17 protein-coding genes are annotated in these 15,613 nt (G+C 58.8%); 12 read left to right on the top strand and 5 right to left on the bottom strand.

Annotated features, from left to right (window positions below; all coding sequences use genetic code 11):
• The first annotated feature begins 14 nt into the window (after positions 1-14).
• The 10 genes from IEV75_RS11010 to trbC are packed head-to-tail and all read left to right on the top strand — an operon-like array spanning position 15 to position 7,929.
• A complete protein-coding gene (locus tag IEV75_RS11010; RefSeq protein WP_188452626.1) occupies positions 15-914 on the top strand; it encodes a DsbC family protein in 900 nt (299 codons plus the stop codon).
• Between the two features lie 11 nt (positions 915-925).
• A complete protein-coding gene (locus IEV75_RS11015; RefSeq protein WP_188452627.1) occupies positions 926-1,303 on the top strand; it encodes a TraV family lipoprotein in 378 nt (125 codons plus the stop codon).
• Positions 1,304-3,880, top strand: a complete 2,577-nt coding sequence (locus tag IEV75_RS11020; RefSeq protein ID WP_188452628.1) for a TraC family protein — start codon at positions 1,304-1,306, stop codon at positions 3,878-3,880. It abuts the gene before it with no gap.
• Between the two features lie 3 nt (positions 3,881-3,883).
• A complete protein-coding gene (locus tag IEV75_RS11025) occupies positions 3,884-4,171 on the top strand; it encodes a hypothetical protein (RefSeq protein WP_188452629.1) in 288 nt (95 codons plus the stop codon).
• Complete coding sequence (locus IEV75_RS11030) at positions 4,153-4,590, top strand: hypothetical protein (RefSeq protein ID WP_188452630.1); 438 nt, start codon at positions 4,153-4,155, stop codon at positions 4,588-4,590. The genes IEV75_RS11025 and IEV75_RS11030 overlap by 19 nt, the downstream gene beginning before the upstream one ends.
• On the top strand, positions 4,590-5,069 hold the full coding sequence (locus IEV75_RS11035) for a S26 family signal peptidase (protein ID WP_188452631.1): 480 nt from the start codon (positions 4,590-4,592) through the stop codon (positions 5,067-5,069). Before IEV75_RS11030 ends, IEV75_RS11035 begins: the two co-directional genes overlap by 1 nt.
• Before the next feature lie 13 nt (positions 5,070-5,082).
• Positions 5,083-5,607 carry a DUF2726 domain-containing protein gene (locus IEV75_RS11040; protein WP_188452632.1) on the top strand — a complete coding sequence of 175 codons (525 nt, stop codon included), beginning with the start codon at positions 5,083-5,085 and terminating at the stop codon, positions 5,605-5,607.
• A gap of 20 nt (positions 5,608-5,627) precedes the next feature.
• Positions 5,628-6,260 carry a type-F conjugative transfer system protein TraW gene (traW, locus tag IEV75_RS11045; protein ID WP_233351838.1) on the top strand — a complete coding sequence of 211 codons (633 nt, stop codon included), beginning with the start codon at positions 5,628-5,630 and terminating at the stop codon, positions 6,258-6,260.
• Positions 6,260-7,273 carry a conjugal transfer pilus assembly protein TraU gene (gene traU, locus IEV75_RS11050; protein WP_188452664.1) on the top strand — a complete coding sequence of 338 codons (1,014 nt, stop codon included), beginning with the start codon at positions 6,260-6,262 and terminating at the stop codon, positions 7,271-7,273. Before traW ends, traU begins: the two co-directional genes overlap by 1 nt.
• Complete coding sequence (trbC, locus tag IEV75_RS11055) at positions 7,243-7,929, top strand: type-F conjugative transfer system pilin assembly protein TrbC (protein WP_188452634.1); 687 nt, start codon at positions 7,243-7,245, stop codon at positions 7,927-7,929. The genes traU and trbC overlap by 31 nt, the downstream gene beginning before the upstream one ends.
• An 875-nt stretch (positions 7,930-8,804) precedes the next feature.
• Here the strand turns inward: trbC and IEV75_RS11060 are convergent.
• Positions 8,805-10,055 (bottom strand): nucleotidyltransferase domain-containing protein, encoded by a 1,251-nt coding sequence (locus IEV75_RS11060; RefSeq protein ID WP_188452635.1) that lies wholly within the window; start codon positions 10,053-10,055, stop codon positions 8,805-8,807.
• Positions 10,048-11,064 (bottom strand): CBASS cGAMP-activated phospholipase, encoded by a 1,017-nt coding sequence (locus IEV75_RS11065; RefSeq protein WP_233351840.1) that lies wholly within the window; start codon positions 11,062-11,064, stop codon positions 10,048-10,050. Before IEV75_RS11065 ends, IEV75_RS11060 begins: the two co-directional genes overlap by 8 nt.
• A 106-nt stretch (positions 11,065-11,170) precedes the next feature.
• On the opposite strand from IEV75_RS11065, the gene IEV75_RS11070 reads away from it, so the two are divergent.
• Positions 11,171-11,503 carry a helix-turn-helix domain-containing protein gene (locus IEV75_RS11070; RefSeq protein WP_188452636.1) on the top strand — a complete coding sequence of 111 codons (333 nt, stop codon included), beginning with the start codon at positions 11,171-11,173 and terminating at the stop codon, positions 11,501-11,503.
• Positions 11,504-12,388 carry an ImmA/IrrE family metallo-endopeptidase gene (locus tag IEV75_RS11075; protein WP_188452637.1) on the top strand — a complete coding sequence of 295 codons (885 nt, stop codon included), beginning with the start codon at positions 11,504-11,506 and terminating at the stop codon, positions 12,386-12,388.
• A 159-nt stretch (positions 12,389-12,547) separates the two neighbouring features.
• Here IEV75_RS11075 and IEV75_RS11080 read toward each other — a convergent pair whose 3' ends face one another.
• The 3 genes from IEV75_RS11080 to IEV75_RS11090 form a co-directional block, all read right to left on the bottom strand.
• A complete protein-coding gene (locus tag IEV75_RS11080) occupies positions 12,548-13,789 on the bottom strand; it encodes a type II toxin-antitoxin system HipA family toxin (protein WP_233351841.1) in 1,242 nt (413 codons plus the stop codon).
• Positions 13,779-14,129 (bottom strand): helix-turn-helix domain-containing protein, encoded by a 351-nt coding sequence (locus tag IEV75_RS11085; protein ID WP_188452638.1) that lies wholly within the window; start codon positions 14,127-14,129, stop codon positions 13,779-13,781. Before IEV75_RS11085 ends, IEV75_RS11080 begins: the two co-directional genes overlap by 11 nt.
• A gap of 167 nt (positions 14,130-14,296) precedes the next feature.
• Positions 14,297-15,604 carry a type II toxin-antitoxin system HipA family toxin gene (locus tag IEV75_RS11090; protein WP_188452639.1) on the bottom strand — a complete coding sequence of 436 codons (1,308 nt, stop codon included), beginning with the start codon at positions 15,602-15,604 and terminating at the stop codon, positions 14,297-14,299.
• Positions 15,605-15,613: the final 9 nt, after the last annotated feature.

Here is a 15,613-nt window from a genome sequence, read left to right on the forward strand (position 1 = left end):
AGGGAGCTAGAGGCATGAAGTCACCCAACAAGAAAGTTCTGTACGCCAGTGCGGCGGTCCTGATCGCAGTTCCGGGGTCAATAGCGGCCGCGGCGCTGACGGTGGCCCATCTGTCCCGGCCGGACGGCATGGCGGCTGAAATGACGATTTCCCAGGTGGAAGGGCTCCTTCCAGGGATTGCTGTCACCAGTGTCAATTGCGAGGCCGTGGCGGGGCTTTGCGAGGTGATCGCGGGCGAAAGGATATTCTATGTCGATCCGCGCCGGGGCTATGCCTATACGGGCTCGATCTACGATCTCGAAGCGCGAGAGGATGTTACGGCCCGGCGCCGGGAGGCGGTCGTCGGTTTTGCCAATCTTCTGGCCGGTGACGCCCAGGTGCGCAATGGCGGTCCTGAACGCGTAGCGGGCGGGCAGGGGGCTCAACCGCCTGCGGTGCCGCCGGTACGCGGCGGAGAGGCCGTGGCCAGTGTCGAGGTGACGCTGCCGCTGGAGAATGCCGTGGTTCATAATGGCGGACAGGGCCTGCCCGTCCTGCACGTCTTCTCCGATCTGACATGTCCCTATTGCCAGCGACTGCACAATGAGCTGGCCCGCGCGACGGATTTCGAGGTGCGCGAATACTATGTCGACTGGCTTGGCCGGGGAGGGGGCGCACGCGCCGCGCTGGTACTTTGCGCCGAGGACCGGTCTCAGGCTGCCGACGACATGTACGCCAGCGGTACGGTGTCTGTTTCGCGCGAGCAGGCTGAATGCGCTGCCGAATATGGCCCCGTGATCGCGGCCAATACGTCCTTCGCCTCAGGCTTTGGCATGCGCGGGACGCCGACAATGGTGTTTGAGGACGGACGGCGTCTGCCGGGCGGATATATGCCGCTCGAACAGATCACCGCTTTCATCAATAGCGAAAGCTAGGGGAGGGGGCGATGAAGCTGGGTCTCGTATTGAGTGTGGTAGTTGCAGCGGGTCTGGTCACTGGCTGCAGCACGTTTCGCGGCTCGTCCGTTTCGGGAGAGTGGAGCTGCCGGGCGCTCGGCAACAGCACGTGTGCGGATATTGCGAGCAATGACATCGATGTACACGAGGTCAGTGCGGGCAGGATCCATGTCGGGCCACATGGGCCGCTGGTATCGAATGCGCCAGACCGGCCGACTTTCTACGGCCGCCAGATTTTGCGGGTAACCCTCGCCCCGTGGGTTGATGGCGACGGGCGTTATCATGCCGGCACGACGATTTTCGCCCCTTACGGCGACGAGCAGTGGGCGGCACCTTCCAGTGCGCGCGCTCCTGGCCGGGAGCGTTAGATGCTGGGCGCGGCGTTCGACAGACTCGACGCAGTGCTGGACCGTATTGGCGCAGGCCCGGCGCTCGATGCTGCCAGCGAGTACCTGCTGGGCGAGCGTATTCCCTCTGATCGGGCCCGCTATCACGCGCGTGCCAGCTCGATAGCGGGCTATCTGCCGTACCGCACATATGACGAAGAGAACCGCATGTTCGAGAACCTTCATTCGTTTGGCTGGGTGTTGGAAGTCTGGCCCCTGACGGGCGGGGATACCCAAACAGAATCCATTATCCAGGGCGTGCTCGAAGAAGCGATGCCCGATGAAGTGCATGTTCAGATTTCGGCTTACTCGTCGCCCTATGTCGGGACGATCCTCGAAAAATGGGCGGCCCCCCGTGTGAAGCGTGGGGGCGTGATGGAGACGATTGGCCGTCAGCGTGCCGACTATTTCAAGGATATGATCTGGAAGAGCGGTTCTCGCAGCGGGCCGTATCACGCCAGAGATTTTCGGGTGTTTGTTTCGGCCTCGATGCCGAAGACGAATGCAACACGGGCGATTGCAAGCCTGATTGAGCTGAGGGAGCGGGTCCAGAAAAGTTTCGATACGCTGGGTCATCCGGCTGAAAGCCTGAACGCGAGCGGCGTGATTTCGCTTGTTTCAGGCTGGCTGAATATGGGCCGGGACACGTGCAATCCGGAGGTTGAATACGACCCGCAGAGCTGGGTGTGCGACCAGATGGTGCGCAGCGATAGTTCGATTGAAGTGTTCAAGCCCCGCCTGGAGCTGGAGAATACGGGCTACGGCGTGCATTCGTATCTGAAGGGAACGCTACGCGCGCGCCAGCTTATGCAATCGCGCAACGAGGTGCGGACCTTCTCGGTGTCGCGGCTTCCACATGAATCGAGCCAGTCCGTGATCGCATCCCTGCTCGGTGACTGGTCGCAAGATACGATGCGGCTGTCCGGGTCGGTCTGGAAGACCTTGCAGATCACGTATCTGAGCCGGGAGAAAAGCCAGTCGAAGGCGGGCTTGAGTGCTGCGAAGGCAGGCAGGCAGTTCAGCTCGCCGGTGGCGAAGTTCTTTCCGGCCGTGCTTGAAAAGGCGCGCGAGTGGCAGGCGGCCAATACCGAGGTGCAGGACGGTGCCCGGCTGGTGCGGTTCTGTTACCAGATCATGGTGCAATGTCCGCTCGGGGCAGGCGAGGAAGCGGAGCGCAATCTGCGCAATCTCTACCGGACGCGTGGGTGGGATCTGGAGCGTAATGATAGCGCCCACCTGATCTCGATGCTGACGCAGCTTCCGATGGGATATGGTGACAATTTCTCGGCCGATCTTGAGAATATGCGCCTGCTGAGGACGGGCCTCACCCGTCACATGCCGGCGCTTGCGCCGCTGCAGGGGCAGCCGAAGAGTTTTGGCCATCCGCATATGATGCTTATGACCCGGCTTGGTCAGCCTCTGTTCTGGTCTCAGTTCCAGAATGAGGGCGAGGGCAACCACAATGTGGCCGTAACGGGCGAGTCCGGCTCGGGCAAATCGGTTTTCATGCAGTCGCTCTGCGCGGACGGGCTGGCGGCTGGCTACCATGCGATTGTGGTCGATGATGGCCGGTCTTTTGAGACGATGTGCCATCTGCTCGGTGGTGAGCATGTTGTCTTCCGGGCTGACAAGGCGATTTGCGTCAATCCGTTCTCACTCGTTAGCGAAAAAGCGCTGACCAGCCATGATGACCGGCTTCAGGCTCTGGATTCGATTGTCCAGGTGATCGAGTTGATGGCGTTTGGCGAGACCGGGGCTTCGAGAGACGAGCTGGGTGTGATTGACGAGGCGGTTGGCACAGTCTGGGAAAAGAAGGGCCGCAAGGGTTCAGTCGAAGATGTACGCCAGTATTTGCTGAAGATGAAAACACCAACAGCCGACCTGATTGCGCAGGGCATGAGTCCCTACGGTGTCGGCCGGTACAAGGAGTTCTTCAACGGACAAGCATCGCTGACCACACACAACCCGTTCACGGTGTACGAGCTTTCGGATCTGGAGAGCATGAAGGAGCTGCGCGGGGTTATCATCCTGTGCCTGCTCTTCCAGGTCGATCAGCGTATGAAGATTGGCGGGCGCGGCCAGCGCAAGATGGTGTTCATCGATGAGGCCTGGCAGATGCTGGGCGGCGGGCCTGCGGCCCGGTTTATCGAGGGCTTTGCGCGCCGCGCGCGCAAGGAAGGTGGTTCGCTCGTGACCGGCACGCAGTCGGTCAATGACTACTACGCGAATGATGGATCCCGTGCGGCGTTCGAAAATAGCGCCTGGCGGATCCTGCTGCGCATCAGTGAGGAAGAGGCTGAAGGGCTTCGCTCCTCCAAGCGTCTTTCGATGGATGATGCCACGCTGGGTACGATCAAGACACTCAAGATGAGCCGCGGCGAGTTCTCCGAAATGCTCATCACCGGACCAGGCACGAAGCTTGTGGCCCGGCTCACCCTCGATCCGTTCACGGCGAAAGCTTTCTCGTCCAGCCCTGCCGACTATGCGCGGATCCGCGCCGGCGTTGAGGCTGGCCGCGATCTGGCCGAGATCGTGGCTGAGCTGGCGATGAAGGGATAGGCGATGGGCGCGATCTCCCTTTTGCGTCGGGTCGTGGTCCAGCTGGTCTGGGCCGTGGAATGTATCGCGCTGACTTATGGCGGACAGATTGTGCTGCTGCTGCTGGTTACGGGCGGCAATTTGGTACTCGCGTCCGGGCTGCTCGGAAGCTTCCTCACCCATTTCGCGAGCGCCGAAGAAGGCGCTCGCCTGGCATTTCTCGCCGTGGCCATGCCGGTCTGGTGCGTGTGGCTGGGGATCGTTGTCGCACTGCGTTGGAAAGGAAGGCCGCAATGGCTGAATCAAGCATAAAGATACGCCAGGAGGGCAGGGGACTTCGGGCAGGTCTTCGCCGGGCGTTCGGCGGGATAAACATGGGTGATCTGGCTCTGTGCGGAGCGATCATCATTTCAACCGGACTAAGCCTGCTGGCACTCCATGAGAGCCGCCAGAAGCAGGACGAAATGGTGATGGTGTCCTATGAGCAGCTGGCGTCCCTCTTCGCCAGTGAGATCGTGGGGCTGGTGGCGTCGAGTGAACTGGAAGGGATGACCGATCACTATCTGGTGACGGCCCATAGGCTCACCCAGGAGTTTTCGTCCCGGACAGGCACTGTCGTCATCGCTTCGGAAGCGGTCGTCGGCCGGGGGAATCGTATGACCGACATCACCGGCTGGGTGCATCGCGAGACAATGCGCGAGATCGGCGCTGTGAGGCAAAGGGCGGAGTGATGAACCTGTCCTGGCAGATGATCGGCAGGTTCGGCGGGGTCGTTGCGATTGGCTGCGTGTTTGTCGTGATGCTGAACGTTCAGCCACGCTGGTATGCCGGTCTGAATCTGTCGGAGAGCTTGCCGCATTGGGCGTTCATCGTTGACCGGGGCGAGCTACCGGGGCGCGGTGAGCTGGCCGTATTCCCCGCGCCCGAAACGGCAGCTTATCACGGTCTTTTTGTGAAGCGGATCGTGGGCGTTGCGGGCGATCGCATCGAGGTCGAGGGGCGGCGCGTCAGCGTTGCTGGAGATTGGTCAGGTGCCGCACTGAGCGAAAGCCGCGAGGGCAGGGGGCTTGAGCCGATAGCGCCTGGCATCATTCCTGAAGGTTATGTGTTCGCGGTCACGGACGCGGTGGACTCCTATGACAGCCGGTATGCCGAGATCGGATTGATCGGTGTGGAGACGATTGTAGGCAGCGCGATACCTGTTCTGTGAGGTGGAAATGGACATGCTGCCAGGACTGGCGGAGCAACCCTTGTGGATCGCGCTCGGGATCTGCGTGGTGTTGATTGTGGTTGCCGCTCGGGCCGGCTGGCTTCGGCTACCCGTGTCCACTTACGCCTATGAGCGGGTCGATATGTTCCTGAGCCCCGCTGAGCGGCGGGCTTTTTTCTGGCTGACACGCCGCGTCGGCCGCAATGGGTTCGTCGCCCCCAAAGTGCGTGTCGCCGATCTGATCGCGATCAGGATGAGAGCAGGCAGTCAGAAAGCCTGGTGGCGCGTTTTCAGCCAGCTGGCGCAGAAGCACGTCGATTTTGTGGTTCTTGATCAGCAGGGAGAGGCCGCTTTTGCCGTTGAAGTCGACGATAGCAGCCATGACCGGCCCGAACGGCGCGTGCGCGACGAGCTGATCAATGACGTCTTCGGGCAGGCTCGCATCCCGCTTGTGCGGGTGAAGCCGAACCGGCTGCAAGATAGCCGCTTGCTCGAACGCGCTATCGAGAACCTTGGCCAGCAGAAGAAGGTGGCGTGATGGGAGCCGGTCTATTGGGAATGGTCATTGCGTGGGCCTTGGCCGGTGTCGCGGTGAACGAGGACCATGGCGTGTACGGGGAGACCTGGGAGATCGTCGAGCCGGATCTGTTGGAGTGGATCGCGGAGCGGCTGGCCCGGATGGAGGCCGACGGCCGCATTGACGCATTTAACGAGCAGGCGGCCGAACGTGCGGAAGCGCGGGTTCGCCGTCCTCCGGCCGTGAGAGGAATCCTTCACGCGGAAGAGAGCGAAAGCTGGCTCTACGACCCGACGATTCTGGTGGAGGAAGACATCGTGAACCATGAAGGCGTTGCGTTTGCCCATGCCGGCCAGGAGGTCAATCCGCTCGATACGATCACGCTGACGCGCAGCTATGTGTTCATAGATGGCGATGATGAAGACCAGGTGCGCTTTGGGCTCGAACGCTACCGCAATCGCGACGGGCTGGTGTCGCTGATCCTGGTGAATGGAGAGCCTCTTGATCTCATGGAGCGCCATCAGACGCGCTTCTTCTTCGATCAGGAGGGGGTGCTGACTAACCGGTTCGGCATTACGGCTGTGCCCGCCTCAATCGAACAGGAAGGCCGCCTCGTGAGGGTGCGCCAGTATGGGCGTGGTGAGTGGCGGGTGATCGACGGAGGCCGGCCATGATGACGCGTTGGCTGGCTGTATGGATGACAAGCCTCGTGATCGGATTGGCGGGGGCAGGGGCCAGTCATGCACAAAGCCGGTGTGAGGGCGGCTTCGTCAACCCGATCGGGGATATCTGCTGGGATTGCATGTTCCCTCTCAGTGTCGGCGGGCTGCAGGTGTCGTTGAGCGGAAATGCGCCCGATACCGATAATCCGGCCTTGCCGATCTGCCTGTGCTCGATGCCGACGCCGCCATTCGTGCGCATGGGGATAGCGGTGGGTTTCTGGGAGCCGATCCGTCTTCTCGATGTATCCAAACGGCCTTGGTGCTTTGTCAATCTGGGCGGGATCCGGCTGGATCCGGGCTTCGATATTGGCGACAAGGGCCGCACTTTCGTCGATGGGCGCTGGTCTGGCGGGCAGTATCACGTCCACTATTATGTCTACCCGCTCTTCTACTGGCTGGAATTGCTGGCAGACGCGGCCTGCCTTGAACGTGGCCAGTTTGATATCGCCTATATCTCGGAGCTGGATCCGCTCTGGCAGGATGACGAGCTGAGCTATCTCATCCACCCCGAAAGCATCCTGTTCGGCAATCTTCTGGCGCAGGCGGCGTGCGTGGCCGATTGTGCGGCGGTGACGACGACGGGACGCAATGTGCCCGGCATGTATTGGTGCACCGGGTGTCATGGGTCGATCTACCCGATGAACGGCAATATCCAGAGGGATGCGACACGCGTGCAGGGTGCAGCCCTGGCGGCGGAACGCATGGTCTACAAAATGCACCGCCAGCTGCTGGCTTATCGGACGTCAGGGTCTGCTGCCCTGTGTCAGCAACAGCTCGCTCCGATCTGGCCGCGCGAGCAATACCGGTTCCAGCTCGTCAATCCCAACCCTCATGTAAGCGGGCCGGGGACGTGCCCGCGTGTGGGGGTATCGACCGTCATCTATGAGTCCGGCCGGACTTGGCCGGCCACGGGTGAGGATGTTGGCTTCCTGCTTTGGAGGAAAAGAAATTGCTGTGCATTCTGACCATGGGATTGGCGCTGGCGCTGGCTGGAGACGAACCGGCGAGCCCTTTTGATCTGGACGCCGTGGAGCGTATGCGCTCTGGCCTTGAGGCGGCCCGGGATGCTCAGGGAGAGAGCGCTCGGGAATTTACTGATCGGCTGATGTCATCAGCTGACCGGATTCGCGAGGCGCAAGACGGGACATTCCCCGATAGCGTCGATCTAGCCCGACAGGGCTCCGGAGCGGCCGGTGAGATGTTTGACGGAGATCTGAACATCGAGCGCATGTTCGAGCCGGACGTGCTGGAAGGTCCGGTCCTTTACGTGCTCGTGAGCCTTGGGATGCCCGATGAGGCGCTTCGCGGCCTGGTGCGGGAAGCCGACGAACTTAATGGCACGATTGTCATTCGGGGCTTTTATGGGGGCGACTGGCAGCAGACCCAGGCCCGGATCATGGATCTCTTTGAAGAGGACGAGACGGGCGGGCTGATGATCGATCCGCGGCCGTTTCAGGCATTCGGCGTCCAGGCTGTTCCTGCGATCATTCGCGCAGAGCACGGGGTAAGCCCGTGTGGCGATCTGGGTTGCCTTCCCGAGACGCCGCCCCATGACATGGTTCGCGGGAATATTTCGATCCGTGCAGCACTGGAGATCATGGGGTATTCGCTCAACCAATGAAATTATATCGCGTTTTTTGCTGGCAGACCGAAGATTGGAAGTTCGAATCTCTTCTGCGCGCCACTTTCTGTTAGACACAACAGAAGGTTGGACAAAATCCAAGAAACTTTGATAGCTAGGCAGCTTGACTAGCAGGGCTAGACGTAAATCTTAAAAGAAATTATCGGCAGCTTGGCTTCCGGTGAACTTTGAGGATCAACGTGGAGGTTTGCGGAAATTTACTCGTTCTTGTCGGCGAAGCTCCAACAGCCTCGTTAGAAGGTGGATGGCTTGATTTCGGTCAACTCGTTCGCGTAGCGAAACGAAGTGCGCGTAGTGACAATCACGTAAGCGCCTGCCAGATCCACATGGGCAGTCCCAATGACCCTTTAGCGACTGAGCGGCGACCGCTTGCAAGTATCGGTCAGCGTGAGTGTCATCCTCGTCTAGACCGAGAAAATTCGCAGCAGCCTGCAGGTAGCCGGCCGCACCATGCGCGCGCTCTCCAAAAGGCCACTCGCCGGTTTTCTCGAACACGTGCTGGCTAAGGAAGAAGTTCCGTAGCGGCCCTTCGCAGAACGCCTTGAAGGACGTATCGGCGCTCGTGGCGCACCATTCTTCCCAGATGCAGGTACAGCAACGACCATTAGCATACATATGCCAATCAGGATGGTAGGGAATCCTACCACCCACCTCGCGCACTAGAGGTTCGACCTCAGGATAACTCGTAGCGACCAGCATCTCAATATCGAACGCGTCGAGCCGTCCTTCCAACGAGGCACCGTCTGAAAGGACGAATTCTCCCTTTGCTACTAGGATCTCACCGGTCTGCCGGAGCCGCAACTTCGGCTGCCGAAACGCTAGCGCCCGTTCGAACTCCGCAAAGTCAAGCATTCCTACTCTCGCAGGTTCAGAAGATTCAGCCAAGGAGCACTGCCCGTGCCGCGTTCCCGAACCCGCTCGACCATGACTTGAGCGCGCTCCGTATTCTGTGAAGTGATGAAAGCAGGCGCGGCGACCTTCGGAGCCCTGTCTCGCAGCGAGTCCATAACCTTTTCGACCAAGGTCGTCCCAAGCCGCGCGCGCAGACTTTCAGGCACCTCGTGTGGCGGAAGCATGTTGAGATACCGACCGAAGTCGTGACGAGCCGCTTTGAGCCATTTGCGGAAGGCGGCGGCCTTCTCCGGAATCTCTTCCCACTTATCGGCGAAGTTCTCTTCCGGATTGACCGGATTGACGACCCAAACAACGCCGTTGATTTCCTCCAGCGCTTCATCGAAGCGCTCCAGGATATTGGAAATCGCTTCGACAAGTGTCGTTTCGTTGTTGTACGCGCGCGCCGCCAAGGTCGTTACGATAATCGAAATCGGCTTGTGCTCCGGGTCATCCCCGAAAACCGAGTCACGGTGGCGCTTCAGAAGCTGCACAGCTTTCTGAAGAGTCGTCTTGACCTTGTAGTCAGGGATGTCTTCGACGTGGTCATATAAACGCGTCGCCTCAAAGAGCGCCCGCTTCTCCGCCGCGACGCACTCCGCCATCTGCTCTTTGAACCACTCTGCATACCCCAGCGGGTTGCTCGACGGCCAATCGTCGGAAATCACGGCATAGCGCTCGTGCGTGTCGTCAGTAATAGCGACCGCCTGCTGGGCGACTCGGGCATTGTCCGCGATCTGCGCATGACCGGCCTCTTTCAGCCGCGCCCGATAGCTCTCCACGTCCGGGATGCACGGGAGCACATCGACATGAAAATTCCGGGCATTTGTGTACTCGAGCGTCCAGCAACGCCGCTTATTCTCAGGCTGCTTCTTCATCCCATTCCGAGATGCATACGCGATGATCTCTCTACCGACGGCCTCCTTGAGCGATTTCTGGGTGAAATCGTACTTCGAGGCATTCAGACGGCAGATGAGATCAACGTCGTACTCATCGTTTTCGGCGATCGGGCGATTAGCGGTGCCAAGGCGAACCGACCCTTGCGGAGCGACCATCGGATCAAATTGGCTGATCGACGAGTCAGGGCGATCCAGCCAGTTGCTAATCGACTCGTACTTCTCGATGATCTCTTCGTAGATCTCCAGCGGCATATCAATGCCGGCATGGAGTTGTTGCAGCACTTCTTCATGTGTCAGGCCATTCTCGTTAGGCACGGTCGTCTCCTTCTAGCTTGTGGACGGGGACGAATGCCTCCGCCGGCTCTGTGAAAAAGTGGGGGGCAAGGATGGGCTTCTGCTGTCTCGCCTCGACAAATCCGCGATCCTTCAGGTCGCGGATGCGCGATGTGTCATCGAGTGTAAAATCGCCATCAGGTGCTGGCTGGCATATCCGCCAAATCGCTTTCCGCTCGTGCGGATCACCTGTCAGAATGTGCGCAAGACCGAGCGAACCGTGTGACTGGCCGGCCATGAAAAAATCGGCCGTCTTGGTGACCATCGTGCGCGCGCTGTAGGAGGATTTGGTCTTCCCGATATCCTGCAAGCAGCTAACGCTAAGCACTTTCAATTCGTCAGCAGGCCATTTCAGGACGCCGACAGCCTCGGCGACTGCGTAGCCAACGGGATTGTTCGCCCATAGGCCTCCATCAACCAGTCCAACATCGTTGGCCGTGATGTGTTCTTTGAAAAACGTTGGCGCTGCTGCGGTAGCGAGCGCGGCATCAACCGCCAGATCCCTGTAATCGGTTTGTAGGCGCTCATGATGCGCCGTCTTGTAGACATAAACGGTCTTCGTCTGCCTGTGCCACGAAGGAATCATGAGGCGCGTCCGGGCATCGCCGATCCGTTTCTCGCCGAGAATGCCCTCCAGCGCCGTTCGAAGGCGCTCTGTCGGATACTTCGCGCCCCAAGCGAGCCACCGCGCCGCGCGAAACTTCTTCCCAGCCCAGGCGGTCACCCCATTGCTGTCCTGGTAAAAAATCCCCGCGCCTTCGGTCTCGTAGAGCTCGAGGATGTCCTTGGCCGACATTCCCATGGCCAAGCCGATGGCGATGATCCCGCCAGTGGAGGTGCCCGAGATCAGGTCGAAGTACTGCCCCAACGGCGCATCCAGATCGCTCTCCAGCGCCGCAAGAAATGAAGCCGGGAACACGCCCCGGATACCGCCACCGTCAATGGATAAAATTCTACGCATAAATGCCTCATACGATTTCGTACGTTTCATACGGTACACAATCTGCTTGCTTCGCGTCAAGCTCGTGTGATACAAAATCGTATGGATGGGTGGGGCGCGAGAACCCCTAACGCTATCCAAAGGGGGAGGAGTTCTAATGTCGTTTGCCGCTAATCTAAAAAAGTACCGATTGAAAAAAGGGTATTCTCTGCAAGGACTTGCGGACTTGGTGGGCGTCTCGAAAGGCCACGTTTGGGATCTCGAAACCGAACGTGCGAAGAACCCGTCATTGGAGGTTCTAACCAAGCTATCGACACACCTCGGTGTTCCGATCGCAAACTTGGTCGGGGAGGACGTCGATCCTGCGAATCAAGCCGACGATTCGCTGGTGATGTTTCGGGAACTGAAGACCCTGAGCGAAAACGACAGGGAAACGATCAGAATTATGATGGAGCGCTTGAAAGCACGATCATCTGAGGACAACAGGTAAATGGTTTCTCGGCTCGACCTAGATGGAACTTACTCACCACATGGATTGGTGACAAAAATTCTATCCGCCGAACCGAATCTCAGAATCCCCGTTCCGATAGAGGAACTTGCTCATCAGCTTGATATTGCTGAAATCAATGAACTTGCGACTGAAGGCTTTCTTGGCGGTCTTCTAACCAACCCACAACGAAGCTTCGGGTCGATCTTAGTTTCTGCAAACCTTCAGAGAACGCGGAGGCGCTTTACGATTGCGCATGAACTAGGCCACTTCCTCATTCCATATCATACGCCCCAGGAAGAGGGTCAGTTTCTTTGTGATAAAAAGGCGTTAGGGCAACTCGATACAAAGTCCCGCAATCAATTTTACAGGATGGAGGCGGAGGCTAACCAGTTCGCATCCCTTCTGCTGATGCCGCCGCCCCGGCTTCGTCCTTTAATCGATGGAAAGCGATTTCCTTCGCTTGAGACCGTGCTTGAAATCCACCAAACTTTTGATGTTAGCAAGTACGCCGCAGCCAGAGCTTACATCGAATACAACTCCGAATGTCTCGCGCTGCTCGTGGCGAGACATGGCAAAATTCAAGCGATCTACAAGACCCGTGACTTCCCGAGGCTGGCAATCGCGGCAGGCGATCCAATTCCCAATAATTCGCTTGCGCTCTCAAGGTTTTCACCTGGCGCTCTGTCGGACTCTGACCCTGCAGACATGCATGAATGGTTCGATATCGACGAACTTTCTCGCGTACGGGGGCTCTACGAGCAGGTGTTGGGGCAGGCTAACGGATTCTCGATGATACAGCTTAAGGCACTTATGGGCGATCCGGATGAATACGACCCTGAAGCTGATATGACCTCCAAAGAGCGATTAGCCTACCGACGCTGGTAACGCACTTTTTGCTGGCTGATCTTGATTGTAGCCTATACGAGTAATGACATCCCATAGTATGGGAGATGCTCTTTTCGTCGTTGCCGATAAGGCGAAAGACGCTGTTTACTTCTTTCCCTGAAATGCTGATCGCCATATAGAACTTTCTCCTGCTTTCAATCAAAACCCGCGCAGGGATTGAAGATGTGCCTCAATGGCTGTTCGCACCTGGGCGCTCATCGGCAGATGGGCTTTTTCCTGTGCCCAGACCTCATGAAAGCGCGCGGCGGTTTCTGTTGCCGTGTCGAGGATGAGCTTCTCTGGCAGTTCGGCCTTTGCGGCCAAATGAGCCAGCTCGTCCATGCCAAATTCGTCAAAGCGTTTGGTGCGGCTGAATTTGAGCGCGAAACTCTCATCGCGGATATAGGGGATCGTTGACACGAAATCATAGGCTGGGGCGAGAGCCGCCCTCTTCTGATCGGGGTAGATCAGCGACCAGTTTTTAATGTGCATGTCGGCATTACCGATCAGCACATTGAAGGTCAGGCGGCGAATAAATTCGGCCACATCCGCGTTGCCCGCCTCAATCCCGATCACGCGCGCGATCTGCCGGATCGAGGCGCGCTTGTATTTCTCTTCGGGGTAAACGCCGAATATCTGCGCGAAATCCTCGATATGAACACGCGCGCCGTCAGCGCCCCGATCAAAGCGGGCAATGGCGAAGGCCTTGCCTTTCAGGCGGCCATCACCAAGGCCGATACCGTCTGGCAAATTCCCGATATCAGCAAGATTCACCAGCTCAATCGGGGGCACGTCGATGCCGACCAACCCTGCCAGCGTCATCATGGAAAACTCGTTTTCGGGCACGCCCTCAAACTCGCGCGAAGGCAGTTTGACGATCCAGTCGCCGCCAAGCCCACGCGCCGGTATGGTCAGCCCGCCGCGCGCCTCCAAAAGGGCAGAGAATTTGAGTTGAACGCCGGCCAGCGAAAAACCGAAGGGTTGTTCGGCAATGTCCGCCGTCACATCGGCGGGCTGATCCTCAACGCGAACAGGATCACCACCGGCTAGGGCGATACTGATTGCGCCAGGCAGATCAGCGCCAAGAGCTTCAAGGAGCGCAAATTCGCGTACCGGATTGACGTTGGCGCGTTCGGCCAGATAGGTGCGCAAATGCCCTTCGGGCAGGAGATTGGAGAAAAAGGGAAGCGCCCGCGTCTGGGTCACAGGAAACTCGGTGGCCAATGCGCCATACTCATCCTTGAAGCCAAGACTCAATGTCGCTCGCTCAGCGTCCTCGATATAAGCCTCATCGAAGGCAAAGAGGATCCGGTCATCGCCCAGATGGGTCAATGTGCCGATCTGCTTGCCATGCAGGCTTACGGTGAGGATTGAGGGGAGTGTGCGAGCCTTAGTCATCATCGTCCCCCTCTAGCTGATAGGCGGACTTGGCGCTCCACATCACATAGCGTGGCTGGTCACCGTTCTTGTCAGGCTTTTCTACCGAGCGAATGAGCGCCTGCACCGCTGGCAAGGCCTGTTTGGGCACAAGCTCTAGCTCCAGCTCCAACGTACGTGAAATCGCAACAAGGCTCGACAGGCGGATATCCACCACGCCGCTCTCGATCTTCGAAAGGTGGCTTTGAGGAACACCCGTCAATTGAGCCAACGCCCTCTGACTGAGCCCCTTGCTCTCACGCGCTTGCTTCAAGCGGCCAGCGATTTTTTCCAATAGATACGACATTTTGATCTGCTTTTTCATATCAGTTAGTCGATATGATACGTTAAAGCACATCACACAAGCCGCCCGCGATCAAGAACTATATGCTTTTATATATCGATCACCCTTGCCGATGCGCTAAAGCACATCATCAATTTCGTTGGCCCCCGCTACGCTTTAGGAGACTGATTTATATGGGCACCCCAAACCTAATGGCCGTTGACCAGTTTTTCCTGTGCGCTTCGATAAGTGTCTTGAAGCGATTTGTGCCCTGCGAGCCCTTCAACCGGATAAGCATTTAGAAACTGGCGGCCGGCGAAGAATTGGCAGTCGACGGGGCTGAGCTCAGCCTCGTCGCAGACATCCTGCCAATGGTTGGCGATGGTTGTGATCTGATGTTCGATCAGGGCGGCGGCTTCTGACTCGCTCAAATGATAGTCGGGTGCGGCGTCGAGGCAGGTCGCAAGCCTGCTGGCGCGGTCCTGGCCCTTGATCAGCATGGCCTGCGTGGCTTCGTTGCCGGTGCGGTTTTGCGGGCAAATGTCATAGGCCGGCGTGAGAGTCAGCATTCTGCCGTCCCAGAAGGCGGCGTGATTGCGCGCATGGTCGTCGGTATTGCCGCAGAGCACGTTGAAGCAGATACGGCCATAAAGTTCCCTGAGCGTGTCCTTCGGGCCGGTGAAGCGGTGGCGGATCAGCTCCGCCAGGTCTTCATAGGACGCATAGCGGGCCATCATCTCATCGAGACCGAGCATAGTCAGGGCCGAGACCATGGCGCGGCGTGTCCAGCCGTTTTTGGTCAAGGTGCGGTCGAAGCGCTCGATCAGCAGCACGTCCTTGCTGGCGGCGCGGGTCAAAGCGACGTGGGCGGTATTCAGGCCGCACGCTGCGGCCAGCTTCATGGCAATGAATTCGGCCTTTACGACGCTATAGGTGTCGTTGCTGGCGGAAAATTTCGCGATGAATTTGCTGTTGGCATCATCGATCAACGCCTTGGGGCGCGCTCCGCCGATCGAGGTGCCATGATTGAGGGCCTGGTCGAGGGCCGGTGTCAGTGGCAGGCCCTTTTCAATGAGACCGGCGGCTTCCTGAAGCTCAGCGAGGGAAGCCTGTGCGGCAAGACGCGGCACGTATTCGGTGGCGGATTCCTGAAAATCGAGCGCGCCGATCCGGTCGGAACCCGATTGCAGCAAAAAGGTGAGCTCGCTGATCTCGGGAACATCCGCAGCATCAGGCTTCTTGCCGGTGAGCCGGTTGATGATCACGCGGCGGCCCCAGGCATCGGGTGAGCCATCACGGATGCAGCTGGCCATGCCAAGACCGTTGAGCGGGGCGATCGTGCCTTCCTGAAGCGGCAGTTCAGGCTCATAGAGAGGAATGGCGTTTTCGCGGCGGCGGTAGCTGGCGCCATAGGTAAAAGGCAGGCGGCCGCCATCTTGCACGAGGCGGCCAGCGACGACCGGTTGTGTGGCGCCCGGCAGCCAGGTCCAGACATAGGCCCCCGCGCTGCCGGTCATGGTGGCGTG

This window comes from Glycocaulis albus, from assembly GCF_014639075.1.
Classification (GTDB): domain Bacteria; phylum Pseudomonadota; class Alphaproteobacteria; order Caulobacterales; family Maricaulaceae; genus Glycocaulis; species Glycocaulis albus.